The organism is Pseudonocardia adelaidensis (assembly GCF_039543345.1).
GTDB classification, from domain to species: Bacteria; Actinomycetota; Actinomycetes; order Mycobacteriales; family Pseudonocardiaceae; genus Pseudonocardia; species Pseudonocardia adelaidensis.
The window spans coordinates 70274-95051 of the sequence record NZ_BAABJO010000001.1 but is presented as its reverse complement, the minus strand read 5'-3'; the positions used below and the strand labels follow the sequence as shown (position 1 = coordinate 95051).

The window sequence follows — 24778 nt, the reverse complement described above, 5'->3', positions numbered from 1 at the left end:
GCGCGTGGTCCCACCCGGCCCCGGCGTGGCCGAGCGGCAGCGGAGAATCCGCGAGCGGACTCCTCAGCCGCTCACGACCTCGGGGTCGTCAGGTCGTAGACGGTCGTGCCGCCGACCGTGACCGGCGTGAAGTTCTCCTGCACCCACAGGCCGACCCGGTGCGCATCGTCGCTGCCGCCGCTCCCGGTGTCGCTGCGCCCCGCCTCGCCGAGGAAGTAGTGGATCCGGCCCTCGGCCACGAGCCGCTGGAACGCCTCCAGCGTGGGGAAGGGGTCGGTTCCGTTGAACCCGCCGAGCGCCATCACCGGTTCACCGCTGGCGAGCTGGTAGCCCGCGGCGCTGTTGGAGCCGATCGTCGCGGCCGCCCAGGTGTACGCGCCCGCGTCGCGCTGCAGGAGCGCGGTGAGCTCGGCCGAAGGGGTGGGGGAGCCGAGGATGTTGCCGCCCGCCATGAACCCGTCACCGCGCATCCCGCGGCCGGGGCCCGCACCGTCCGCGCCGCCGGCGGGTGGGCCGCCCGGGCCGCCACGCGGGCCGCCGATGCGCATGCCCGGCCCGCCCGTGCGGGCGTCCCGCGGACCGGACGACGGGATGGCGCCGGTGTGCGGCGTCGCCGCTGTCGCGATCGACCAGCCGGTCGGGGCCGCGAGCGCCGCCACGAGTGCGGCGGCGACCACGCCCGTCCGCGCCGTGCGGCCGAGCCGGTGCACGCCGAGCAGCGCGGCGGCGCCGGCGGCCCCGGCGACGAGCGCGGTCCACGCGAGCCACGGCTGCCAGCCCGCCCGGTTCAGGAGCACGAACGCCCACCCGGCCGTGCCGGCGAGCGTGCCAGCGAGCACGGCACGGGCGGAGAGCCCGGTGCGCCGCCGCCAGAGCACCACGGCTCCGGTCCCGGCCAGCGCGCCGATCGCCGGGGCCAGCACCACCTGGTAGTAGCTGTGGAAGATCCCGGCCATCAGGCTGAAGACCCCGGCGGTGACGACGAGCCAGCCACCCCACGCGAGCGCCGCCGCGCGCGTCCGGTCCGTGCGCGGGGCCCGGCGCGTCCACCACAGCAGCGCGCCGAGGAGCACCAGGGCGGCGGGCAGCAGCCAGGACGCGTCCCCGGCGTAGCCGCTGGTGAAGAGGCGGGTGAGCCCGGTCGGCCCCCACGTGCCACCGGTCGCGCCCATCTGGCCGGGCACGACGCTGCCGACCTCGTCCCCGGTGAGGCGGCCGAAGCCGTTGTAGCCGAGCACCAGCTCGAGCACGCTGTCGGTCTGCGATCCGCCGATGTAGGGCCGCGAACCGGCAGGCCACAGGCCGACCGCGAGAACCCACCACCCGGCGCTGACGACCACGGCGCCACCCGCGAGCAGCAGGTCGCGCACCCGGCGCCCGATGCCGACCGGTGCGGCCAGCAGCCAGACCGCCGCGAACGCCGGCAGCACGAGGAACGCCTGCAGCATCTTGGTCAGGAACCCGAACCCGATGAGGACCCCCGCCAGCACGAGCCAGCGCGTCCGGCCGGCCTCGACCGCGCGCAGCACGGCGTACGCCGCGCCGACCAGCAGCAGCGTGAGCAGCGCATCGGGGTTGTCGAACCGGAACATCAGCACGGCCACCGGCGTGAGCGCGAGGACCGCGCCGGCCAGCAGCCCGGCCGCCGTGCCCGCGGTGCGGCGCACCGTGGCGTACAGCAGCCCGACGGTGGCCACGCCCATCAGCGCCTGGGGGACGAGGACGCTCCAGCTGCTGAGGCCGAACAGCCGCACCGACAGGCCGGTGACCCACAGCGCGGCGGGCGTCTTGTCCACGGTGATCGCGTTCGCGGCGTCGGAGGAGCCGAAGAACCATGCCGTCCAGCTCCGGGATCCGGCCTGCGCGGCCGCCGCGTAGAACGCGTTGGCCCACCCCGATGCGGACAGCCCCCACAGGTAGAGCACCGCCGTGCCGGCGAGCAGCCCGGCCGGCCACGGCCACCGGCGGCGGGGGACGGGAGCGGCAGGGGCCGGTCCGGTGCGAACGGAGACGGTGGTGGCCACGCAGCCGACCCTGCAGCCGCCGTCTGTGGACCCGCGGTGCCCACGCTGTGCGCGCGCTGTGAGGAGCGGCGTCACTTCACACACCCAGCACCGGCTTCACACGAAGCGGGCCCTGTGTGAAGCGGGCACCGGGTTTGTGAAGTCCGTGGTCAGGCGCCGGATCGCGGGAGCCGGACCGTGAACTCCGTGCACCCCGGCTTGCTCGTGGCGTTCACCGTTCCCGCGTGCGCCGCGACCACCGCGCGGACGATCGCCAGGCCGAGACCGGTGCTCCCGTTGTCGCGCGAGCGGGAGGCCGATCCGCGGGCGAAGCGCTCGAAGATGTGCGGCAGCAGGTCGGGGGAGATGCCCGGCCCGTCGTCGGCGACCGACAGCCTCGCGGACGAGGGCTCCACGGCGAGCGCGACCGTCACGTTCGTGCCGGGCGGGGTGTGCGTGCGGGCGTTGGCGAGCAGGTTGGCGAGCACCTGGGCGAGCCGTGAGCCGTCGCCGGGAACCACCACCGGCTGATCGGGCACGTCGAGCTGCCACCGGTGGTCCGGCCCGGCCGCGTGGGCGTCGGCGACGGCGTCGACGACGAGCCGGGTGAGGTCGACCTCGCCGCGTTCGAGGGGGCGGCCCGCGTCGAGGCGGGCGAGCAGCAGGAGGTCCTCGACGAGCGCGGTCATCCGCTCCGTCTGGGAGGCGATGCGGGTGAGCGAGTACTCGACGTCCGCGGAGAGCTCCTCGCGCCGGGTGAGCTCGGTGTAGCCGCTGATCGCGGCGAGCGGGGTGCGCAGCTCGTGGCTAGCGTCGGCGATGAACTGGCGCAGCTGCACCTCGCTCTCGTGCCGCGCCTCGAGGGCCGACCCGACGTTGTCGAGCATCCGGTTGAGGGCGCTGCCGACCTTCCCCACCTCGGTGTCCGGGTCGACGTCCGGCACCCGCTCGACCAGCGAGACCTCCCCGCGGTCCAGCGGCAGCGTGCTCACCCGCGCCGCCGTCGCCGCCACCCGCTCCAGCGGCCGCAGCTCCCGCCGGACGAGCATCGCCGCCGCGACGCCCGCCCCGCCGAGCGTGACGCCGGTGACGACGAGCTCGATGAGCACGAGCGAGGTCACGATCGCTTCCACCGGGCCCAGCGGCAGGCCGCTGACCACGGTGTCGCCGATGGGCGTGCGGGTCGCCACGAGCCGGTAGTCGCCGAGCTCGCCGAGGTCGACGCTCTGCGGCCGTTCCCCCTCCGGCAGGGAGACGAGGTCGGGGTACTCCGACTCGGGCACCGGCCGCGGATCCTCGCCGAACGGGGACACCGACGCGGTCACCACCGTGCCGTCCCGGACGAGCGCTGTGAGGGTGTCGGGGGGCCGTGGTCCGCGGGGAGGCAGCAGCAGGGTGGGCGGGGACCCCAGCTCCGCGCGGATGAGGATGCGGCTGGACGCCCGCACGTCGTCGTCCAGGCGGTGGATCAGGAACTGGCGGAGCGAGATCGTGGTCGCGACGGCGATGAGCGCGGACGCGATGGCGAGCAGCAGCAGCGTGGTGGCCACCAGCCGGATGCGGAGGGAGTGATGGCTCACCCGCCAGCCGCCGGCTTGAGCACGTACCCCGCCCCGCGGACGGTGTGGATCATGGGTGCACGTCCGGCGTCGATCTTCTTCCGCAGGTACGACACGTAGAGCTCGACGACGTTGGACTGGCCGCCGAAGTCGTAGTTCCAGACGCGGTCGAGGATCTGGGCCTTCGACAGCACGCGCTTGGGGTTGCGCATGAGGTAGCGCAGCAGCTCGAACTCGGTGGCGGTGAGCTCGATGACGTCGTCGCCCCGGCGCACCTCGTGGCTGTCCTCGTCGAGCACGAGGTCGCCGACGACGAGCTCGGACCCCTGGCGGGCCGCGGTCATCCGGGAGCGGCGCAGCAGCCCGCGCAGCCGCGCGACGAGCTCCTCCAAGCTGAACGGCTTGGTGACGTAGTCGTCGCCGCCCGCGGTGAGCCCGGCGACGCGGTCCTCCACGGCGTCGCGCGCGGTGAGGAACAGCACCGGCACCTCCGGGGCCTCGGCGCGCAGCCTGCGCAGCACCTCGAGGCCGTCGAAGTCGGGCAGCATCACGTCGAGGACGACGGCGTCGGGACGCAGCTCCCGGGCGGTGCGCACGGCGGTGGCACCGTCGGCGGCCGTCCGGACGTCCCACCCCTCGTAGCGCAGGGCCATCGAGAGCAGCTCCGACAGCGACGCCTCGTCGTCGACCACGAGGACGCGGATCGGGCCGCCGTCGGCACGCCGCAGCTCAGGACCGCTGTCCCGCATCGTCGCCATGCTAGCCAGGTTCGCGCGCGCGGCTGTGGCCCTGATGGGCGGATCCTGTGTGAAACCTGTGCACGTCCGGGGGAACCCCGCCCGCCCCGCCGTCGTCCATGCCGGTCATCACCAGACCCGACCGACAGGAGGGCGACATGTCCCCGTTCACCGGCTGGCCCAGCGACGCCACCGCGTTCCTCGCCGAGATCGAGGCCGACAACACCCGGGAGTTCTGGGCGGAGAACGGCCACCGCCACGCCGCAGCCGTGCAGGGACCGATGCGCGCGCTCGCCGCCGAGCTGGAACCCGAGTTCGGGCCGATCCGGGTGCTGCGCGCCCACCACAACCGGCGCTTCCGCCCCGCCGCCCCGCCCTACCGCACCGACACCGGCGGGGTCGCCCGCAGCCCGGGCGGTGCCGCCCTCACCGTCGTGCTGTCGGCCACCGCCCTGACCACCGCGGTGGGGCACCGGGCGTTCGACGCCGGTCAGCTGCGCCGCTACCGCGTCGCGGTGCTCGAGACGCCCGGGGAGGAGCTCCCGGCGCTGCTCGCCGGGCACATCGTCGACCGCGGCCGGTGCCTGCGCGGCCTGCCGCGCGGCTTCACGGGGCGGCACCCGCGGATCGACCTCCTGAGGCTGCTCGGGCTGCAGGTCGTCACGTCGAGACCGGTGGGCGCGTGGCTCTCCACCACCGAGCCGCTGGAGCGGGTCCGCACGTCCTGGCGGGCGGCCGCGCCGGTGGTGGCGTGGCTGGACCGGCACGTCGGCCCGGCCGACCCGGTGCCGACCCGGCCCCGCCCGGCGCCGTCCCCGCCGGCCGACGACTAGCCGTACCCCGGTGAGCGGATACGAGTGCTCGGGCACCCGTATCCACTCACGGGGCGGTGGCCGGCGAACCGCCGGGGGATTCAGCTCGCCGGCCGGGTCAGGTCGTAGACGGTCCAGCCGCCCACGGTCGTCAAGGTGAAGTTCGCCTCCACCCAGGTGGCGATCTCGGACCTGCCGCCCGGGCCGCCGCCACCGCCGCCGACGAAGTAGTGCACCTCGCCTGCCGCGACGAGTTCCTGGAACCGCTCCAGGGTGGGCGCGGGGTCCCCGCCGTTGAAGCCGCCGATGCCCATGACGTCGGTGTCGCTGGCCAGCGCGAGGTCCGCGCTGCCGGACGCGCTCGTGGTGGCGGCCGCCCACGTCGTGCCGGCGTTCTGCAGCAGCGCGACGAGCTCGGGGTCGGACGCGTTGCCCCGGCCGCCGGAGCCGCCGACCTGCCGCGGGCTGCCGCCGTCGTCCCGGCGGGCGCCGTCGGGACCCGGACCGAAGTGCATGCCGCCGCCGGGGCCGGACCGGGTGGCGGGGCCTGCCATCGGGTTCCCGCCGTTGTGGGTGCTCGTGATCGTGTCCGCGGCGTAGGCGACCTGCGCGGCGCCCCCGGTGAGCAGCACGGCCAGCGCGGCGACGACGGCGAGCCTGCGCCACTGCGCCCCGGCGAGCAGCGCGAGCACCGCCGCTGCGGCCACGCCGACCACGACCCAGCGCAGCCACGGCACGAAGTCGGGTGTGCGCGACAGCAGCACCACCGCCCAGGCCGCGGTGCCGGCGGTGATCACGGAGAGGGTGATGCGGGCGGGCCACGCGGCGCGCAGCCGCCACAGCTGCACCCCGCCGATCCCGACGAGCGCGGCGATGCCCGGGGCGAGCGCCACCGTGTAGTAGGGGTGGAAGATCCCCTGGGCGAAGCTGAAGACCGCTGCGGTCACGACCGTCCACCCGCCCCAGAGCAGGAGGGATGCGCGCAGCCGGTCGGTGCGCGCGGCCCGCCGCGTCAGCACCAGCCCAGCGGCGAGCAGCACCAGCGCCGCGGGCAGCAGCCAGGAGATCTGGCCACCGGCCTGCTCGTTGAACATGCGCGTCCAGCCGGCGGCGCCGCCGAAGCCGCCGAATCCGCCACCTCCCGGGCCCCCCTCCATCCCGGGCGGGAGCTCCATCCCGGCGGGCGGCTCCATCCGGCCGCCGCCCTGGCCGAAGATCCGGCCGAGCCCGTTGTAGCCGAACGTCAGGTCGAGCACGCTGTTGTTATCCGAGCCGCCGATGTAGGGCCGCGAGGTCGCGGGCCACAGCTCGGCGATCGTCACCCACCACCCCGCGGCCACGACGACGGCCAGTCCCGCGGCGAGCAGCTGGCGGATCCGCCGCCAGAACCCGGCGGGCGCGGCCACGAGGTAGGCGAGCGCGAGCGCCGGCACGATGACGAAGGCCTGCATCATCTTGGCCAGGAACGCGAACCCGATCAGGGCCCCGGCCAGCACGATCCAGTGCGTCGACGCCTTCTCGATCGCACGGACCGCGGCGTACGCGGCGCCCACGAGGAGCAGGACGAGCAGCGCGTCCGGGTTGTTGTAGCGGAACATGAGCACGGCGATCGGCGTCAGCGCGAACACCCCGCCCGCGAGCACCCCGGCGGCCGGGCCCGCCACCCGGCGCACCGCCGCGTACAGCAGCGCCACCGCCCCGACGCCCATCACGGCCTGCGGGACGAGCATGCTCCACGAGGAGAGCCCGAAGATCTTGGCCGACAGCGCCATGACCCAGAGCGAGGCAGGTGGCTTGTCGACGGTGACCGTGTTGCCGGCGTCGGTGGAGCCGAAGAAGAAGGCGGTCCAGTTCTGGGTCATCGCCCGGACGGCACCTGCGTAGTAGGTGTTGGCCCAGCCCTCGGCGCCGAGGTTCCACAGGTAGAGCGCGGCGGTGCCGGCGAGGAGCGCCGTCAGCACGATCCACTCCGTGCGGCGCCGCGGGCGTTCGGCCGGTGCCGGGGGCGCGGAGCGGGCACGGGCGAGGGTGGCGGTCATGCCAAGGTCTCCTGACGGGCCGGATCGACCGGCCGGGTGGTGTGCCTGCGGAAGATCCAGGAGCGGTAGGCGACGAACCGCAGCAGCGTCGACAGCGCGTTCGCGATGATCAGCACCAGCAGCTCGACGGCCTGGCTCGCATCGGGCATCCACGTGTGCAGGGCGGCGAGCGCACCGCTGGTGAGCGCGAGGCCCAGCGCGAAGACGATCAGCCCTTGCAACTGGTGGGCGGCGGCGCCCGCCGAGCCGCGCACCCCGAACGTGAGGCGCCGGTTCGCCGCGGTGTTGCCGATCGCGGTGATGACGAGGGCGAGCAGGTTGGCCGCGTAGGCCCCCACCGGCTCGCGCAGCAACAGGAACAACAGCGCGTACGCGAGCGTGCTCGCCACCCCGATCCCCGCGAACCGCACGAGCTGACCGGCCAGGCCGGTGGGCACCCCGGGCACCGTGCGTGGCGGCTCGGGATTGCGACCGAGCTGGCCGCGCAGGTCGGCGAGCGGCAGCCGGCCGGTGGCCAGGGCGCGCCCGAGCCGGGCGATGCCCTTCACGTCGGCGACGGCGGTGGCGAGGATGGCGACGCGGCTGTCCGGGTCGTCGACCCAGTCCACGGGCACCTCGTGGATGCGCAGCCCGCTCCGCTCGGCGAGCACGAGCAGCTCGGTGTCGAAGAACCAGCCGGTGTCCTCCACCAGCGGCAGCAGCCGCCGGGCCACGTCGGCGCGGATCGCCTTGAACCCGCACTGGGCGTCGGAGAAGCCGGCGCCGAGGGTGCCGCGCAGCAGCAGGTTGTAGGAGCGGGAGATGAACTCCCGCTTGGCCCCGCGGACGACCCGGGAGCTGCGCGCGAGCCGGGTGCCGATCGCGACGTCGGAGTGCCCGGAGATCAGCGGGGCCACCAGCGGCAGCAGCGCGGCCAGGTCGGTGGACAGGTCCACGTCGCAGTAGGCGAGCACCTGCGCGTCGGACGCCGACCAGGCCTCCCGCAACGCCCGGCCGCGCCCCTTCTCCGCCAGCCGGAGCGCGGTGACGCCCGGGAGCTCCGCGGCGATCCGCGCCGCGATCCGCGGCGTCGCGTCGGTGCTCGCGTTGTCCGCGATCGTGATCCGGAACGGGTAGGGGAACTGCCCGGACAGGTGCTCGTGCAACCGGCGGACCGACGGCTCTAGGTCGGCCTCCTCGTTGTGGACGGGCACGACGATGTCGAGCACGGTGCGCTCGGACCGTCCGCGCCGGGCAGGCCGGAGTGCGGTGTCGACGCTCATGGAGCCCAGGGTTCGACCGGGCGCTATCGGTTCGTTGTGCCGATCGTGTGAGCGGGCTGTGGGCCGAATCGATCCGGCGTGAGGGGCGTCACCGGACCCCGTACCTCCCGGCGGCCGGGCCCCGGCCGGTTGGTGACCGGCCGGGGCCCGACGCCTGCCGGCGGCCTGCAGTCCCCTCCACAGGCTCGGCCACCGGGCAGTTTCCCGAGTCCCCCGGGACGACCGGCTGCGTGCGGCGCAGGAGGGGGTGGAAGGCGATGAGGTGCACCCGCCCCGGCTGCGGCACGACGCTCTGTTGTGGCGGAAGCGGGCACCGGGGTCCAGGGGTGTCGCCTCGCGGAGAGGCTAGCCGTCGCGTCCCCCGCCGTCCAGGCGATGATCCGGGCTGCCGGCCGGGCAGGAGAGGGGGCGCCCGGCCGGCAGCGGGCGGCGTCGCCCGGGGGACTCGGACCGACACCGACAGTCACGGTAGTCCGGGAAGCGTCCGCGGGATGCCTGCGAACAGCGCAAATCAGCGGGCGCGCCAGTAGCCCGTCGCGTAGACCCGCCTGCGGTCGAGCCCGCGCTCGTCGAGCAGGTGCTTGCGCAGGTCGCGCACGCAGGCCGACTCGCCCGACAGCCACGCCTGCCCGCTCCCCGCCGGGAAGGCGGCGGCCCGGACGGCGGCGGCGAGCGGCTCGCCCGGCTCGGCGGCACCGCGGTGCACCCACTGCAACCGTGCCGCTCCGGGCAGCTCCTGCTCCTCGGCGGCGTCGGCGACCTCGAGGAACGCCAGCGCCGGCACGCCCGGGGGCAGCGCCTCGAGCACGGTGGCGACCGCGGGGAGCGCGGTCTCGTCACCGATGACGACGTGGAAGTCGGTATCCGGGTCCGGCTGGTACCGGCCGCCGGGTTCGGAGACACCCACCCACGCGCCGGGCCGCGCCTCCCGGGCCCACGCTGCTGCGGGCCCGTGCCCCTCGTGCAGCACGAAGTCGACGTCGAGCTCGCCGGCCCCGGCATCGAACCGCCGCACCGTGTACGTGCGGATCGCGGGACGCGGCTCGCCCGCGGGCCACAGCGGACCGCCGGACGTCGCGCGCGGCACGGCCGGGCGCTCCTGGCCGGCCACCGGGAAGAACATCTTGATCCGCCGGTCCGGGCCCTCGCCCGGGAAGCCGGCGAGCTCCTCGCCGCCGAGCGTCACCCGGATCATGCGCGGGGTGATCCGCGAGCTGCGCCGCACCTGCAGCAGCCGGGGTGCCGTCGTACTCATCGCGGCGATTGTGCCCTGGGGCATCCGGCACGTCGTCCGTCGGGGAGGCTACGAGCGCAGGCCAGCCAGGCCGGTCCAGACCAGGTCCATCAGGTACTCCGTGGCCTGCTCGCTCGACACGCCCGTGCGGGCGCGCCAGAGCGCCAGGCGCTCGCACGCCCCGACGATCACGTTGGCCCAGCCGGTGAGGCGCCTCGGATCGGCGTGGGGAGCCTGGGCCCCGAGCAGGCCGGCGATGAAGTCGGTCTGCTGGGCACGGATCTCCTCGAGCGCCTCGCCCGCCACGGCCGACTCCGAGTAGAGCACCGTCCACTCCGGGGCCCTGCTCTCCAGGTAGTCGAAGAACGCGAGGGTGCCGCGGCGCAGCATCTCCTCGGGGGTGGACGCCGCGGCGGCCGCCGTCGAGGTCACCTCCAGCAGCTCGGCCCGCGCCCGCGCGATGCAGGCGAGCAGCAGCCCGTGCTTGGAGCCGAAGTGCGTGTAGAGCACCGGTTTCGTGACCCCGACGCGCTCGGCGACCTGGTCCATCGAGGCGTTCTGGTAGCCGCGCTCCCCGAAGACGGCGACGGCCGCGTCGAGGATCTGGCGCTCGCGCTCGGCGCGGCCGACGCGGCGCCGGGTCGGGCGAGTCTCCACGCATCGACCCTACCGGAGGTAAGTTACTCGTGGTAAGTTACTGCCGGTAACCCCGTGAGGAGGAGCCGATGCACGAGACCGGGACGCGCGTGGACGTCGCGATCGTGGGGAGCGGGTTCGCCGGGCTCGGCGCCGCGGTGCGGCTGGGTGAGGAAGGCCGCGACTACCTGGTACTGGAGAAGGGTCACACGCTCGGTGGAACCTGGCGGGACAACACCTATCCCGGCTGCGCCTGCGACGTGCAGTCGCACCTCTACTCGTTCTCCTTCGCGCCGAACCCGGAGTGGACGCGCACGTTCGCGCGGCAGCCGGAGATCCGTGCCTACCTGGAGCACGTGGCCGACCGCTTCGGCCTGCGGGACCGGATCCGGTTCGGCGCCGAGGTCACGGCGGCCCACTGGGCGGGCAGGCACTGGGACCTGCGGCTCGCGGACGGCTCACGGGTGCACGCGCGCGCCGTCGTGTGGGGCACGGGGGCGCTGCACGAGCCGTCCGTGCCCGACATCCCCGGCCTCGACGAGTTCGCCGGCACGGCGTTCCACTCCGCGCAGTGGCGTGCCGACCACGACCTGACCGGACGGCGGGTCGCGGTGATCGGCACGGGGGCGAGCGCGATCCAGTTCGTGCCCGCGATCCAGCCGCAGGTCGCGTCGCTGACGCTGTTCCAGCGCACGGCCCCGTGGGTGCTGCCGAAGCCGGACCGCCCGGTGTCCGCCGTGGCGCGCCGACTCTACCGCGCCGTCCCCGCGGTGCAGAGGCTGCAGCGGGCGCTGATCTACGCCCGGAACGAGCTGCTCGTCAGCGGGTTCCTCAAGCCGCGCCGGATGGCGCTGATCGAGCGGTTCGCCCGCGCCTACCTGCACCGGACGTTCGCCGGCCGGCCCGACCTGGAGGCCAAGGTCACGCCGGACTTCACGATCGGCTGCAAGCGCATCCTGATGTCCAACGACTACTACCCGGCGCTCAAGCGGCCCAACGTCGACGTGGTCACCGAGAAGATCGTGCGGGTCACCCCGAACGCCGTGGTCACGGCCGACGGGGCCGAACACGAGGTCGACACGATCATCTTCGGCACCGGGTTCCGGGTCGGGGCAGGGCTGGGCAAGTCGGTGCCGATCACCGGTCGCGACGGCGTGCGGCTCGCCGACCAGGGCGCCGTCGAGGGCTTCCTGGGCACGACGATCGCCGGTTTCCCGAACCTGTTCGTGCTCACCGGCCCGAACACCGGGCTCGGGCACAGCTCGATGATCTTCATGATCGAGTCGCAGCTCGACTACGTGACCGCCGCGCTGCGCCTGCTCGACGAGCACGGCGCCGTCGCCCTCGACACGCGGCAGGACCGCCAGGACGCCTACAACGCCGCCCTCCAGCGCCGGTTCGAGGGCTCGGTGTGGACCGCGGGCGGCTGCGCCAGCTGGTACCTCGACGACGACGGCCGCAACCGCACCCTCTGGCCGGGCTACACGTTCGACTTCCGCCGCCGCACCCGCAAGGTCCGCCCCGCCGACCACGAGCTGCTCGCATAGCCGGCGCACGTAGGGTCGGCGGGTGCCCGACGTCTACTCCATCCCGCTGACCACTCGGTTCCGGGGGATCACCGTGCGGGAGGGTCTGCTGCTGCAGGGCCCGGCCGGGTGGGGGGAGTTCTGCCCCTTCGCCGACTACGACGACCGCGAGTCGATGCCGTGGCTGGCCGCCGCGCGGGAGGCGGCCGAGGACGGCTGGCCGGAGCCGGTGCGCGACCGGGTCCCGGTGAACTGCATCGTGCCGGCCGTCGGGCCGGAGCGCGCGCAGGAGCTCGTGCGGGCGTCCGGCTGCACGACCGCCAAGGTCAAGGTGGCCGACGGGCCCGGCTCGCTGCCCGCGGACCGGGAGCGGGTGGCCGCGGTGCGGGACGCGCTCGGCCCCGCCGGCGCGCTCCGGGTGGACGCCAACGCGGCCTGGACCGTCGACGAGGCGGTCGCCGCGCTCACCGAGCTGGACCGCGCGGCGGGCGGGCTGCAGTACGCCGAGCAACCCTGCCGCACCGTCGAGGAGCTGGCGGCCGTCCGCCGCAAGGTCGACGTCCCGATCGCGGCCGACGAGTCGATCCGCCGCGCCGAGGACCCGCTGCGGGTCGCCGTGGCCGGCGCGGCGGACGTCGCGGTGCTCAAGGTCGCCCCGCTGGGCGGCGTGCGCAGGGCGCTCGCCGTCGCGGAGGCGTGCGGTCTGCCGTGCGTGGTGTCGTCGGCGCTGGAGACGAGCGTCGGCATGGCCGCCGAGCTGGCGCTGGCCGGGGCGCTGCCGCGGCTCGACATGGCCTGCGGCCTCGGAACGGGGGCGCTGCTCACCGCGGACGTCGTCGAGGACCCGTTCGTGCCGCGCGACGGGTGGCTGCCGGTGCCACGCCGCGCCCCCGAGCCGGTCCGCCGCGCCGGGGTGGCCGCCCCGCCGGAGCGGGCGCGCTGGTGGCAGGAGCGGCTGGCCCGGGTGGACGCGCTGCTGCGCGGCTGAGCCTCCGGGTTCGAAGCGGTCCGCGTAGGTTCTGGGCGTGGCGGTCGTGGTGGTCGGCGCGGGCATCGCCGGGACGGCCTGCGCGGTCGAGCTCGCCGCCGCGGGCGTGCCCGTGCGGCTGGTGGAACGGGCGCGCGAGGTCGGCGGCCGGATGGGCGGTGCGGCGGTGGCCGGCCGTCCGGTGGACCTCGGTGCCGCCTACTTCACGGTGCGGGACCCGGACTTCGAGCAGGTGGTGCTGCGGTGGCAGGCGGCGCGGCTCGCCCGGCCGTGGACCACCGAGCTCGCCGTGCTGAGCGGTGGGTCCCGGGACCGGGCGCCGGGTCCGTGGCGCTGGGCGGCCCCCGGCGGGCTGGGCGGGCTCGTCGCCGAGCTGGCCGCCGGGCTCCCCGTCGAGCTCGGCCGGGAGGTGCGCCGGGTCGGCCCGGGACCGGTCGTCGACGGCGAACCGGCCGACGCCGTCGTGCTGGCGATGCCCGACCCGCAGGTGCTGCGCCTGCTCGAACCCGGCCACCCCGCGGCCGCGCGGCTCGCCGGGCGCGGATGGCGGCCGGCGATCGCGGTCGCTGCCGGGTGGCCGGGCCGCGAGTGGGACGAGCTGCCCGCCGCGTTCGTGAACGACCACCCCGTGCTCACCCTGGTCGCCGACGACGGCAGCCGGCGCGGCGACGGCGCGCCCGTCCTCGTGGCGCACACGACGGCCGACGTCGCCCGGGCGCACGAGGCCGGCCCGGACGGGGCGATCGGGCCGGTGCTCGCCGCGCTGCGCGAGCTGCTCGGCGTCCGCACCCCGCCGGCGTGGACGCTGGCGCACCACTGGCCGCACGCCTCGCCCGAGGGGATCCGCGAGGAGCTCTTCCACCTCACCGCGGACGGCATCGGGCTGGCCGGCGACGGCTGGGGCAGCCCGCGCGTCGAGACGGCATGGCGTTCCGGCCACCTGCTCGGCCGGGCACTGGCGGAGCGCCTCCGGCGCCCGTGAGTGGATACGAGTGCCCGAGCACTCGTATCCACTCACGACCGGGTGCGGCGAGGCCGTCCCGCGGGTTAGCGTGCTGAGCTGTGCCCGCCCCCGCTGATCCACTCGTCGCCGACCTCCTCGCCGCGCTCCCGGCCGACCGCGTGCTCGTCGATCCGGACGTCGTGGCGCCCTTCCTGCACGACGAGGCCGAGTGGGCGGCCTACGGGCGGGCCGCGGCGGTGGTCCGCCCCCGCAGCACCGCCGAGGTCGTCGCGGTCGTCGCGGCGTGCGCCCGGCACGCGCGCCCGCTGGTGCCGCGCGGGGCCGGCACCGGCCTGTCCGGCGGGGCGAACGCGGTCGACGGGTGCGTGGTGCTGTCCACCGAGCGGATGCGCGAGATCGTCGAGATCGACGAGGCCGAGCGGCTCGCCGTCGTGCAGCCGGGCGTCGTCAACGACGACCTGCGGGCGGCCGCGGCGGAACGCGGCCTGTGGTACCCACCGGACCCGGCGAGCTCGCCCTGGTCGACGATGGGCGGCAACGTCGCCACCAACGCGGGCGGCCTGTGCTGCGTGAAGTACGGCGTCACGCGCGACTACGTGCTCGCCCTCGAGGTCGTGACGGCGGCGGGCGAGGTGGTGCGGGTCGGGCGGCGCACCGCGAAGGGTGTCGCCGGCTACGACCTCGCCGGGCTCATGGTCGGCTCGGAGGGCACGCTCGGCGTGATCACCGAGGTCACGGTCCGGCTGCGCCCGCTGCGCACCGGGGTGCCGCGCACCGTCGTCGGGTTCTTCGACTCGCTCACCGCGGCGGGCGACGCGGTGTCCCGGGTGACCGCCCGCGGGCTGCAGCCGTCGGCGTTCGAGCTGATCGACCGGGTGTGCCTGCACGCGGTCAACGCCTGGAAGCACGCGGGCCTGCCCGAGAACGCGGCCGCTCTGCTGCTCGCCCAGACCGACCTGCCCGAACCCGCCGCGGAGCAGGAGGCAGCGGCGATCCACGCCGAGTTCGAGGCGGCCGGCGCCCGGGAGGCGGTCTTCTCCACCGACGCCACCGAGGCCGACGCGCTCTTCGACGCCCGGCGCCTGGCCTATCCGGCCCTGGAGCAGCGTGGCGACGCGATGCTCACCGAGGACGTCTGCCTCCCGCGCGGGCGCCTCGCCGAGATGCTCGCGCGCGTCGAGGAGATCGCGGCGCGGCACGACGTCCTGATCGCCAACATCGCGCACGCGGGCGACGGCAACCTGCACCCGCTCCTGATCACCCCGCACGGCGACGAGGCCGCGAAGCGGCGTGCGCAGGCCGCGTTCGACGACATCGTCGAGTCGGCGCTCGCGCTCGGCGGCACCGTCACCGGCGAGCACGGTGTGGGGCTGCTCAAGCTGCCGGGCATGCGCGCCGAGCTCGGCCCCGAGGTCCTCGCGCTGCAGCGCGCGGTGAAGCAGGCACTGGATCCGAGAGGGATCCTCAACCCCGGCAAGGTGGTTTCGTGAATCCGCTGTTCCCCGCCCTCCTCGATCCCGACGACCGGCCCGCGCTGCGGTTCGGCGACGACGCATTGACCTACCGGGAGCTCGCAGGCGCCGCCGGGTCGCTCGCAGCCTCGCTCGCGGGGCGGCAGCGGGTGGCCGTGCACGCCACCCCGACGATCCACACGGCGGTGGGGGTCACGGCGGCGCTGCTCGCGGGCGTCGCGGCGGTGCCGGTGAACCCGAAGCTGGGGGAGCGGGAGCTGGGGCACGTGGTCGGCGACTGCGCGCCCGACGTCGTGCTCGCCGCGCCCGGAGCCGCGCTCCCCGGACCGCTCGGCGCGTTGCCGCGGATCGACGTCGATCTCGGCGCCGCCGGGCCGGTGCCGACGCACGAACCGCCGCCGGACGCCCCGGCGCTGGTGATCTACACCTCCGGCACCACGGGCCCGCCGAAGGGTGCGGTGCTGCCGCGCAGCGCCGTCGCGTACGACCTCGACGCGCTCGCCGAGGCGTGGGACTGGACGGACGGCGACCTGCTCGCCCACGCCCTGCCGCTGTTCCACGTGCACGGGCTCGTGCTCGGGGTGCTCGGCCCGCTGCGCCGTGGCGGGAGCCTGCACCACATCGGCAGGCTCGACGCACCGGTGCTGGCCGCGGCGGGGGCGTCGATGGTGTTCGGGGTGCCCACGCAGTACCACCGGCTCGCCGACCAGCTCGAGTCCGACCCGGAATCGGCGAAGGAGATCGGGCGGGCGCGGCTGCTCGTATCCGGATCGGCCGCGCTCACCGCCGTCGACCACGCCCGTCTGCACCGCACCACCGGCCTCGCCGTGCGGGAGCGCTACGGGCTCACCGAGACGCTGATCCTCACCGCGGCGCGGGCGTCCGACGAGCCCGAGGTCGGAACGGTCGGGCAGCCGCTGCGGGGCACCGAGATGCGGCTCGCCCCGCTGCCGGGCGATCAGAGCGACGGCCTCGGCGCGGTCGAGGTGCGCAGCCCCAGCCTGTTCACCGGCTACCTCAACCGCCCGGACGCCACCGCGGCCGCGCACACCCCGGACGGCTGGTTCGCCACCGGCGACATCGGGCGCTGGACCGAGAGCGGCGCTCTCGCGATCGTCGGGCGCAGCGCCACCGACCTGATCAAGTCCGGCGGCTACAAGATCGGCGCGGGTGAGATCGAGAACGCGTTGCTGGAGCACCCCGGCGTGGCCGAGGCGGCGGTCGTCGGGGTGCCGGACGCCGACCTCGGGGAGCGCATCGTCGCGCACGTCGTGCCTGCGGGCACCGCGCCGGGGGAGCGGGAGCTGATCGACCACGTCGCCGCGCTGCTCGCGCCGCACAAGCGGCCCCGCGAGATCCGCTTCACCGAGGCGCTGCCGCGCAACGACATGGGGAAGGTGCAGAAGTCCCGCCTTCCGCAGGAGTGAAGGAGCCGCAGCTTTCGGGCACCCTGATCGGATGACGGACACGACGACCCGCATCGAGAACCGCACGTTCCGCGGAGCCGCCGAGGCCGGCAGTCCCCCGCTCGACGCGCTCCCCGGCGTCCTCCGCGGGGATCCCGCATCGCAGCAGGTGCTCGAGGTCGAACGCTTCGACACCGCCGACCGGCGGCTCGCCGCAGCAGGGATCGCGCTGGCCGTGCACCGGGGCGATGGCGAGCAGCCGCACTGGCGGCTCGACCTCCCGGACACCGACCACGGTGAGGCGCTGCGCGTCCCGCTCGCCCCCGACGCCCCTCCGGTGCCGGAGGTACCGGGGGAGCTCGCCGAGCTCGTCCGCGGTGTCGTGCGGGACGGCGAGCTGCGTCCGGCCGGGCAGGTCCGCCGCGTGCGCACCGGCACCCGGCTGCTGGGGGACGAGGACCGGCCGCTCGCCACCGTCGTCCACGACCACGTGACGGTCGCGACGCTGGGGAGCTCGACCGAGGGCGCGGCGTGGACCGAGGTCCAGGTGCGCGACACCGCCGACCCGGGTCTCGTGGACGCGGCCGAGCGGCTGCTCGGCGAGGCCGGGCTGCGCCCTGCGTCGTCGTCCGCCGAGGCGGAGCTCGACCGGCTGCTGCGGCCGGCGGCCCCGAAGCGGCGCAGGCGGGCCGGGGGCAAGCGGACGCGGCCCGGTTCGGCGGGTGACGTGCTGGTCGCGTACCTCGCCGAGCACGTCGACCGGCTCGCCGCCGAGGACCTGCGGGCGCGGCGCGGCGAACCCGACTCGGTGCACCAGCTGCGCGTGGCGGCGCGGCGGCTGCGCAGCGCGCTGCAGTCCTACCGCCGGATCCTGGACCGCGAGCGCACCGAGCCGATCGTCGAGGGCCTGCGCGAGTTCGCCCGCGCGCTCGCCCCGGCCCGCGACGCCGAGGTGCTGCACGCCCGGATCCGCGACGGCCTCGCCGGGCTCGACCCGGCGCTCCTGCTCGGCCCGGTGCAGGCGCAGGTGACGCGGCACTACGGCAGGGTCGAGCAGGAGACCGCGGCCGCCGCGCTCAGCACCCTGGACGGCGACTCGTACGCAGGGCTGCGCCGCGACCTGGACGAGCTCCTGCGCAGGCCTCCGCTGGCGAAGCGCGCCGCCCGCAAGGCCCGCAAGGAGCTGCCCGCGCACGTCGCCCGGGCCGCGCGGCGCCTCGACCGGGCCGTCGCCGTGGCGGTCGACCCCGCGAAGCCGGCCGAGGAACGCGACCTGGCCGTGCACGACGCCCGCAAGGCGGGCAAGCGGTTGCGCTACGCCACGGAGGTGGCCCGCCCGGCCGTCGGGAAGGACGCGAAGCGGTTCGCCAAGCAGATGAAGGGGTTCCAGCAGGCACTCGGCGAGCACCAGGACACCGTGGTGGCCCGCCACGCGCTGCGGGAGCTCGCCGCCCGGTGCCACGAGAGCGGGGAGAACGGCTTCGCCTTCGGCCTGCTGCACGGCCGCGACGAGGCACGCGCCCTCCGCATCGAGGAGGAGCTCCCGCGGCTCTGGGCCGACGCCTGGCGCCCTCGTACCCGCCGCTGGCTGCGCTGACCGGGACTCGCGTCCTGCGGGGCGAGTCTCGCGTTCGGAAGGGCGAGTCCCGCGTTCCGAACCCACCGCGGGCGGGCCGTGCGACGATCGCGGCGTGACCGAGACCCGGGACGCCGTGGCCGATCTGCGGCGCATCGCCTTCCTGCTGGAGCGTGCCCACGAGTCGACGTACCGGGTCCGCGCCTTCCGCACCGCGGCCGCCGTGCTGCGGCGGCGTGATCCGGACGAGATCGCGCGGCTCGTGCGCACCGGGGAGCTCGTGCGGCTCAAAGGGGTCGGCGAGGTCACCGCGAAGTGCGTGGCCGAGTCGGTGCGCGGGGAGCCCCCGGCGTACCTGCAGAAGCTCGAGGCGATCGAGCCCTCTCCGCTGGACCGGGCCGCCGAGGCGCTGCTGGACGCGATCCGCGGCGACTGCCACAGCCACACCGACGCCTCCGACGGCGGGTCGCCGCTGCGGGAGATGGTGGAGACGGCGCAGGCGCTCGGCCACGACTACCTCGTGATCACCGACCACTCGCCGCGGCTGACCGTGGCGAACGGGCTGTCCGCCGACCGGCTGCGGGCCCAGCTGGACGACATCGCGGAGCTGAACGCGGAGCTGGGTGCTGCGTTCCGCGTGCTCACCGGCATCGAGGTCGACATCAACGAGGACGGCTCGCTCGACCAGGACGAGGACCTGCTCGCCCGGCTGGACGTCGTGGTGGCGTCGGTGCACTCGAAGCTGCGGATGCCGCGCGCCGAGATGACGAAGCGGATGCTCACCGCGATCGACAACCCGCACGTCGACGTGCTCGGGCACTGCACGGGCCGGATGGTGACCGGCAACCGGAAGCGTCCGGAGTCGCAGTTCGACGCAGAAGCCGTGTTCGCGGCGTGCGCCGAACGCGGGGTCGCGGTGGAGGTGAACTCCCGGCCGGAGCGCCTCGACCCGCCCAGGCGGCTGCTGCGCGAGGCCCTCGAAGCGGGGTGCGACGTCACGATCGACACCGACGCGCACGCCCCCGGCCAGCTCGACTGGCTGCGCAACGGCTGCGAGCGCGCGGCCGAGTGCGAGGTACCGGTCGAGCGGATCATGAACACCTGGCCCGTGGACAGGCTCCTCACCCGTACGCGTGGCTGATCTCGCGCCGCGCCCTCCGCCCGGTTCCAATGGGACTGGAGGTGTCAGTGGTGCACATGTCCGTTTTCCTGTCGGCGGTGGTGAGTGCGTTCTCCGTGCTGGCCGCCGGCCAGGCCCCGCCCCCGCCCGCGGACCCGTCCGAGTGCACCGCGACGGCCGCCGAGCGCCACGGCTGGGGCGAGCCGACGCGGCGCTCCGACTTCTCCGACGGCCTGCCCGGCGACTGGCACCCGTACGGCCCCGAGCCGGGCCACGACGAGAAGGGGACGCGCACCCCGGAGGCGATCACCGTGGCCGACGGCGTCGCCACGATCTCCGCGACCGAGGACGGCACGACCGGCGCGATGAGCTGGCACCCCGGCCAGCGGTACGGGCGCTGGGAGGCATGCGTGCGGTCCGACGCGGCGCACGGCGGCCTGAACGCCCTGCTGCTGCTCTGGCCCGTGGCCGAGGACTTCCCGGTGGGCGGGGAGATCGACTGGATGGAGATCACCTCCGACGACCGGCAGGAGACCGACTTCTTCCTGCACCACGGCGCGGACAACGACCAGGACCACGGGTCCGTGCGGCACGACGCGACGCAGTGGTCGGCCTACGCCCTCGAGTGGACGCCGGAGAGGATCACGGCCTACGTGAACGGCGAGGAGTGGTACTCGACCACCGACAGCTCGACGTTCCCGCCGCGGCCGATGAACATGACCATGCAGCTGGACTACTTCCCGCAGGCCGGCGGGCCGGCCGCCATGCACCTGGACTGGGCGAAGCAGTGGGCGCTGCCGGAGAGCGAACCCGCCGAGCTGACCCTCGCCCCGGGGGACCCGGCCACCGGCCAGCCGGACGACTACCCCGAGCGCGCTCCGCGGCGCCTGCGGTGATCAGGATCGGCGTCGTCGCGGTGGCCGTCACGGCCTGCGGGCTGCTCACCGCGGTCCCGGCGCGGGCCGAGCCGCCGGAGCGGGGCCACTACCAGGTCGACCCGGCGGCCGGTGACGACCGCACCGGCACCGGCTCCGTGCCGCGGCCGTTCCGCACGATCACCCGGGCGCTGGCCGCCGCACAGCCAGGCGAGACCGTGGTGCTGCACGCCGGCACGTACGACGAGCACGTCGTCACGGTGCGGCCCGGGGTGACGATCAGCGGCCCGCGGGACGCCGTGCTGCAGGGAGCCGCGGTTTCGAACCGGGTGATCGAGATCCAGCACGACGACACGACGCTGCGCGGGTTCACGATCGACGGCCGGGTCTGCGCCGAGGCGGTCGCCGCCTGCTACCGCGAGAAGGCGATCTGGGTGCAGTCCACCGTGCCGCACGACGGCGTGACCGGCACGAAGATCCTCGGCCTGCGGGTGACGAACCTGGGCGACGAGTGCATCCGGCTGAAGTACTTCACCACCGGAAGCGTCGTGGCCGGCAACACGATCGGGCCCTGCGGCGTCCACGACTTCGCCGTCCCGAACCCCGGCACCGGCCAGAACGGCGAGGGCATCTACATCGGCACCGCACCCGAGCAGCTCGACCGCAACCCCACCCCCGAGCCGGACGGGAGCAACGGCAACGAGGTGTGGGGGAACGTGATCGACACCCGGGCCGCCGAGTGCGTCGACATCAAGGAGGGCGCGCGCGACAACGACGTCGAACGGAACACCTGCACCGGGCAGCAGCCCCGCAACGGCAACTCGGGCGCGATGGAGTCCCGCGGGCCGTCCAACACGTTCCGGTTCAACTACATCCACCACAACGCCGCGGCCGGGATCCGCATCGGCGGCGACCGGCCGGGGGACGCCGTCGACAACGACATCGAGCACAACGTGATCACCGACAACGCGCGCGGCGGGATCAAGGTCCAGGACGCGGGCCCGCACGGGAGGATCTGCGGCAACGTGATGCGCGGCAACGCGGGCGGCGAGGTGGTAGGCACCTACGCGGTCACCCTGGGCGCCGCGACGGCCCTCTGCTGACCGGGGCCCGGGGCTGCAACGGGGTCGCCGCGGCTCATGCCGTCGAGCGGCGGGACTCCAGGTCGTCGGCCGTGGGCGGGTCGGCGCCCCGGCGGCTGCAGGTGATCGCGGCGGCGAGCGCGGCCTCGTCGAGGAGGGCGTCGAGGGTCTCGGCGTCGACGGCGCGCAGTGCGGGGCGCGCCGCCGCGCCCAGCAGGCCGCGCCGGTGCAGCCCGGCGAGCAGGGCGGCCGAGAACGTGTCGCCCGCGCCGACCGTGTCGACCACCGTGACCGGCACGCCCGGCCGGCGGGACCGCACGCCGGACGCGGTCCCGGCCAGCACGCCGTCCCCGCCGAGCGTGACCGCGACGACCGCCGGGCCGCGCGCGATCCAGTCCTCCAGCACCTGCTCGGGGCGGGTGCCGGGCAGGAGCCACTCGAGGTCCTCGGCGCTGACCTTCACGACGTCGGCGACGGCCAGCAGCTCGTGCACGCCCGCCAGCACACCGGCCGGGTCGCCCATGAGCAGTGGGCGGCAGTTGGGGTCGTAGCTGATCGTCACCGAGCCGGCGGCCCGGGAGACCAGCTCGCGCAGCGCGGCCGCGCCGGGGGGCATGGTGAGCGCGAGCGACCCGGAGTGCAGCGCGACCACCGGCCCGTCCAGCGCACCGTCGAGCTCGGCCGCGGTCCACTGCCAGTCGGCGGTGCCGTCGAAGCGGAAGTCGTAGCTCGCGCCGCCGTCGGGACCGACCGCCACCATCGCGAGCGTCGTCGGTTCGGTCGCGGCGACGGCGTGGTCGAGCTGCACGCCGTTGCCGGTGAGGTGGTCGCGGATGCGGCGCCCGAGCATGTCGTCGGCGATCCGGGCCAGCAGCCGTGCCGGCACCCCCAGCCGCGCCAGCGCCACGGCGACGTTGGCCGGGCTCCCGCCCGGGGCGGCCTCGAAGTAGTCGCCGACGGGTGCCGGGACCATGTCGACGAGGGCCTCCCCGGCGACGGCGACGACGCCGTTCTCGATCGGTGCGCTGATGGTGACCCCCTAGTGTCCCCCGCCGGAAGTCCGTTGGGTAAGTCGGTGGATGCAGGTTCTCGCTGGGTGTGCCGGGCGGCGGCCCTCGTACCGGGCGTACTCGGGTCGTCGGCCGGTGCGCGCAGCGTGGGGCTGGGCCGCCGAATTGTTCGGCGGACTTCCGGCGGGGTGCACTAGCCGCGCAGCGTGTTCTCGAGGTTCGCCAGCACGCCGTCGTGGATCCGCTGCAGGCCCTTGGGTGCGAACGTGCGCTCGAAGAAGCCGCCGATCCCGCTCGCACCCTTCCAGCTGCTCTCCACCGCGACGACGCTGCGGTCGGCCCCGGCCGGCGTGACGGTCCAGGTGGTGACCATGCTCGAGTTCGCGTCCTTCTCGATGATCCGGTCGTCCCCGGTGGTGCTGACCTCCACCAGCTGGTCGCGCACGCGCTTGCTCGTGGCCTGCAGCAGCCAGTGCACCCGGGTGCCCTCGCCCTGGCCGCCCGTTTCCACCCGGTAGTCGCGGTAGTGGTCGGTGAGGATCGCCGGCCGCACCTTCTCGTAGTCGGCGAGCGCCGCGCGCACCCGCTCGGCGGGGGCGTCGATCGTGCGCTCGGTCCGCGCCGTCACCTGTGCCATGGCGCCATCCTGCCGCTTGCGGGCGCAATGGGCACCGCCGCCCTCGGGGCCGCCGCCGTCACCCCGCGCGGGACGTGCGGAGCCAGCGCCTCGGGAAGTCCCCGACGCGGGTGCTGCCGACCGAGGTGAACTGCAGCGCACCGACCCCGACGACGACGGCGAGCAGCGCGGCCCGGCCGACCGCGACATCGGGGTCGGCGGGCGCCGCCGGCACGGACGCGACGACGAACCCCGCCAGGACCGCGGTGGCGCGGCCCGCGCGGACGAACGACGCACCGGCGCGCCGGAGGGCCGGGACGTGCACCGCGTCGCCGACGACCGCGGCGCCGACGAGCAGGAGGGGGCGGATGTGGAGGAGCGGAACCGCGACCACCACCGCGGCGGCGCCGATCTGGACGGCCGTCGTGGCCGACCCACCCGTCGGCCCGCCGGTCTCGGCGGTGATCGTGGCGACGGCGAGCAGCGCGGCGATGCCGGCGAAGAGCACGTGGCAGACGGCGGCGACCCGTAGCCCGCTGCGCAGCCGCCTCCCCACGCGTGGCGGGAGCGGCCGGTACTCCGCGACCGCACCGCGCTCGTCCGCGTCGTCCAGGCGCCGATGGGCCCAGCCGGCGTGCCGGTACTCGAGCAGCAGCGCCGCCATCACCAGCAGCAGGAACAGGGCCCACAGCCACGGCGGGACCGACCCGGCGAGCTGGAGGTGGGGCACGGAGAAGGTCGCGCAGACGACGAGCCCGACCGTCCAGCCCGAGCGCCGCAGCCCGCGGGCGATCCGGCCGGCGTCGGGACGGTCGCCGGTCGCGCGGGCCGGCGGCCAGTTCCTCCCACAGGACAGGACCTGGCCGATGACGAGCAGCACGCCCGGGGTGACCGGGTCGAGGAGCCAGGATCCGCCCGGTGGTCGGCCGCCGGCCTCGTTGCCCACGAGCACGGTGACGGGCACCGCGGCGATCGCGATGACGAGGTGCCCGGTGGTAGGCGAGCGGAGCGTCCGGCGCACGCGTGTCCCGGGCGCAGGCGCCGCGTCGGGCGCGTCGGCGGTCATTCGACGTGCCAGTCGGTGTCGTCGCCGTCGGTGATGCTGCCGTCGTTCAGGTCGGTGGCGACGGCGGACGGCCATCGGCCACCGGGGAATGCGGTGTCGTCGGCGCGGACGGCGACCAGCTCCCTGGTGCGGATGCTGATCGCGTTGCCGAGCTCGGTGAACATGCTGATCTGGCTGACCACGGAGGCGCTGAAGAGGTTGAGCGCGGCGGCGGCCATCCCGACGGCGACGACGACGGTGAGCCCGCCCGTCGCGACGGCCCCGGCGGCGACGAGGCCGGCGAGGAGCGTGATGACGGCAGCCTCGACGTTCTTCCAGAAGTCGATGATCGCGTTGGCCAGCTCGTTCAGGACGGCGTCGATCCTGTCGCCGGTGGTCGTGACGGCGGTGATCGCGAGCCGCTGGGGGAGCAGGGTGTCGAGGTAGGCCTCCGCGGCGTCGCCGGTCCAGTGGTTGTCGGCACGCGTCGTGTTCTCGGTGGCCAGCCCGGCCAGGCCGCTCACACCGCCGCCGATGTCGACCGCCCACACCGCGCCGGTGGCGCGCAGGGCGACCGGGTCGCCCGCCCGGTCGAGGGCCCGCCCGAGCTCGGTGACGGTGTCGTCGAACATGCGCCGGAAGCCGGTGACGGCGTCCCGGATGCCGTCGCCCTGCCCGTCCGGCAGCGTGGCGAGGACCGAGTCGATCCCGTCGACGATGCCGTTGATCAGCTCGGCTGCCTCGTCGAGCCCGGAGCGCAGCTCGGCGACCAGCCCGAGCATCTCGCCCGCGTCCGTTGGGTGGGAGCCGGTCATC

The 24778-nt window shown here is 75.2% G+C and carries 21 protein-coding genes; 10 read left to right on the top strand and 11 right to left on the bottom strand.

What is annotated here, in order from left to right:
• Positions 1-71: 71 nt before the first annotated feature.
• The 3 genes from ABEA81_RS00465 to ABEA81_RS00455 form a co-directional block, all read right to left on the bottom strand.
• The gene (locus ABEA81_RS00465) at positions 72-2024 is read right to left on the bottom strand and encodes a glycosyltransferase family 39 protein (RefSeq protein ID WP_425570407.1); all 1953 of its coding nucleotides are present in this window, start codon (positions 2022-2024) and stop codon (positions 72-74) included.
• 149 nt (positions 2025-2173) lie between these two features.
• The gene (locus ABEA81_RS00460) at positions 2174-3583 is read right to left on the bottom strand and encodes a sensor histidine kinase (RefSeq protein ID WP_345602435.1); all 1410 of its coding nucleotides are present in this window, start codon (positions 3581-3583) and stop codon (positions 2174-2176) included.
• The gene (locus tag ABEA81_RS00455) at positions 3580-4320 is read right to left on the bottom strand and encodes a response regulator transcription factor (protein WP_345602434.1); all 741 of its coding nucleotides are present in this window, start codon (positions 4318-4320) and stop codon (positions 3580-3582) included. Before ABEA81_RS00455 ends, ABEA81_RS00460 begins: the two co-directional genes overlap by 4 nt.
• A 137-nt stretch (positions 4321-4457) precedes the next feature.
• Between ABEA81_RS00455 and ABEA81_RS00450 the strand changes: the two genes are divergently transcribed.
• Positions 4458-5132 carry a DUF2461 family protein gene (locus ABEA81_RS00450; RefSeq protein WP_345602433.1) on the top strand — a complete coding sequence of 225 codons (675 nt, stop codon included), beginning with the start codon at positions 4458-4460 and terminating at the stop codon, positions 5130-5132.
• Between the two features lie 80 nt (positions 5133-5212).
• Here the strand turns inward: ABEA81_RS00450 and ABEA81_RS00445 are convergent, their stop codons facing one another.
• From ABEA81_RS00445 to ABEA81_RS00430, 4 genes are all read right to left on the bottom strand, one after another.
• Positions 5213-7150 (bottom strand): ArnT family glycosyltransferase, encoded by a 1938-nt coding sequence (locus ABEA81_RS00445; protein ID WP_345602431.1) that lies wholly within the window; start codon positions 7148-7150, stop codon positions 5213-5215.
• A complete protein-coding gene (locus tag ABEA81_RS00440) occupies positions 7147-8412 on the bottom strand; it encodes a bifunctional glycosyltransferase family 2/GtrA family protein (protein ID WP_345602430.1) in 1266 nt (421 codons plus the stop codon). Before ABEA81_RS00440 ends, ABEA81_RS00445 begins: the two co-directional genes overlap by 4 nt.
• Positions 8413-8923: 511 nt before the next feature.
• Positions 8924-9667, bottom strand: a complete 744-nt coding sequence (locus ABEA81_RS00435; protein WP_345602429.1) for a siderophore-interacting protein — start codon at positions 9665-9667, stop codon at positions 8924-8926.
• Positions 9668-9715: 48 nt separating this feature from the next.
• A complete protein-coding gene (locus tag ABEA81_RS00430; RefSeq protein WP_345602428.1) occupies positions 9716-10303 on the bottom strand; it encodes a TetR/AcrR family transcriptional regulator in 588 nt (195 codons plus the stop codon).
• A 68-nt stretch (positions 10304-10371) separates the two neighbouring features.
• On the opposite strand from ABEA81_RS00430, the gene ABEA81_RS00425 reads away from it, so the two are divergent.
• From ABEA81_RS00425 to ABEA81_RS00385, 9 genes are all read left to right on the top strand, one after another.
• On the top strand, positions 10372-11829 hold the full coding sequence (locus ABEA81_RS00425) for a flavin-containing monooxygenase (protein WP_345602427.1): 1458 nt from the start codon (positions 10372-10374) through the stop codon (positions 11827-11829).
• A 22-nt stretch (positions 11830-11851) separates the two neighbouring features.
• On the top strand, positions 11852-12796 hold the full coding sequence (locus ABEA81_RS00420) for an o-succinylbenzoate synthase (RefSeq protein ID WP_345602426.1): 945 nt from the start codon (positions 11852-11854) through the stop codon (positions 12794-12796).
• 37 nt (positions 12797-12833) lie between these two features.
• Entirely contained in the window at positions 12834-13778 is a 945-nt protein-coding gene (locus ABEA81_RS00415) for an NAD(P)/FAD-dependent oxidoreductase (protein WP_345602424.1), read from the top strand.
• An 80-nt stretch (positions 13779-13858) separates the two neighbouring features.
• On the top strand, positions 13859-15250 hold the full coding sequence (locus ABEA81_RS00410; RefSeq protein ID WP_345602422.1) for an FAD-binding oxidoreductase: 1392 nt from the start codon (positions 13859-13861) through the stop codon (positions 15248-15250).
• A 5-nt stretch (positions 15251-15255) separates the two neighbouring features.
• A complete protein-coding gene (locus ABEA81_RS00405) occupies positions 15256-16659 on the top strand; it encodes an AMP-binding protein (protein WP_425570416.1) in 1404 nt (467 codons plus the stop codon).
• Between the two features lie 31 nt (positions 16660-16690).
• Positions 16691-18235: a CYTH and CHAD domain-containing protein gene (locus tag ABEA81_RS00400; RefSeq protein WP_345602419.1), complete on the top strand. Its 1545-nt coding sequence runs from the start codon at positions 16691-16693 to the stop codon at positions 18233-18235.
• Positions 18236-18329: 94 nt separating this feature from the next.
• Complete coding sequence (locus ABEA81_RS00395; protein ID WP_345602417.1) at positions 18330-19355, top strand: PHP domain-containing protein; 1026 nt, start codon at positions 18330-18332, stop codon at positions 19353-19355.
• 56 nt (positions 19356-19411) lie between these two features.
• The gene (locus tag ABEA81_RS00390; protein ID WP_345602766.1) at positions 19412-20230 is read left to right on the top strand and encodes a glycoside hydrolase family 16 protein; all 819 of its coding nucleotides are present in this window, start codon (positions 19412-19414) and stop codon (positions 20228-20230) included.
• Entirely contained in the window at positions 20227-21312 is a 1086-nt protein-coding gene (locus ABEA81_RS00385; protein ID WP_345602415.1) for a right-handed parallel beta-helix repeat-containing protein, read from the top strand. The genes ABEA81_RS00390 and ABEA81_RS00385 overlap by 4 nt, the downstream gene beginning before the upstream one ends.
• Positions 21313-21346: 34 nt before the next feature.
• Here the strand turns inward: ABEA81_RS00385 and ABEA81_RS00380 are convergent, their stop codons facing one another.
• From ABEA81_RS00380 to ABEA81_RS00365, 4 genes are all read right to left on the bottom strand, one after another.
• Positions 21347-22309 (bottom strand): carbohydrate kinase family protein, encoded by a 963-nt coding sequence (locus ABEA81_RS00380; RefSeq protein ID WP_345602764.1) that lies wholly within the window; start codon positions 22307-22309, stop codon positions 21347-21349.
• Between the two features lie 185 nt (positions 22310-22494).
• Positions 22495-22938: an SRPBCC family protein gene (locus ABEA81_RS00375; RefSeq protein ID WP_345602414.1), complete on the bottom strand. Its 444-nt coding sequence runs from the start codon at positions 22936-22938 to the stop codon at positions 22495-22497.
• Positions 22939-22996: 58 nt separating this feature from the next.
• A complete protein-coding gene (locus ABEA81_RS00370) occupies positions 22997-23983 on the bottom strand; it encodes a hypothetical protein (protein ID WP_345602413.1) in 987 nt (328 codons plus the stop codon).
• Entirely contained in the window at positions 23980-24777 is a 798-nt protein-coding gene (locus ABEA81_RS00365) for a hypothetical protein (RefSeq protein WP_345602412.1), read from the bottom strand. The genes ABEA81_RS00370 and ABEA81_RS00365 overlap by 4 nt, the downstream gene beginning before the upstream one ends.
• Position 24778 lies beyond the last annotated feature (1 nt).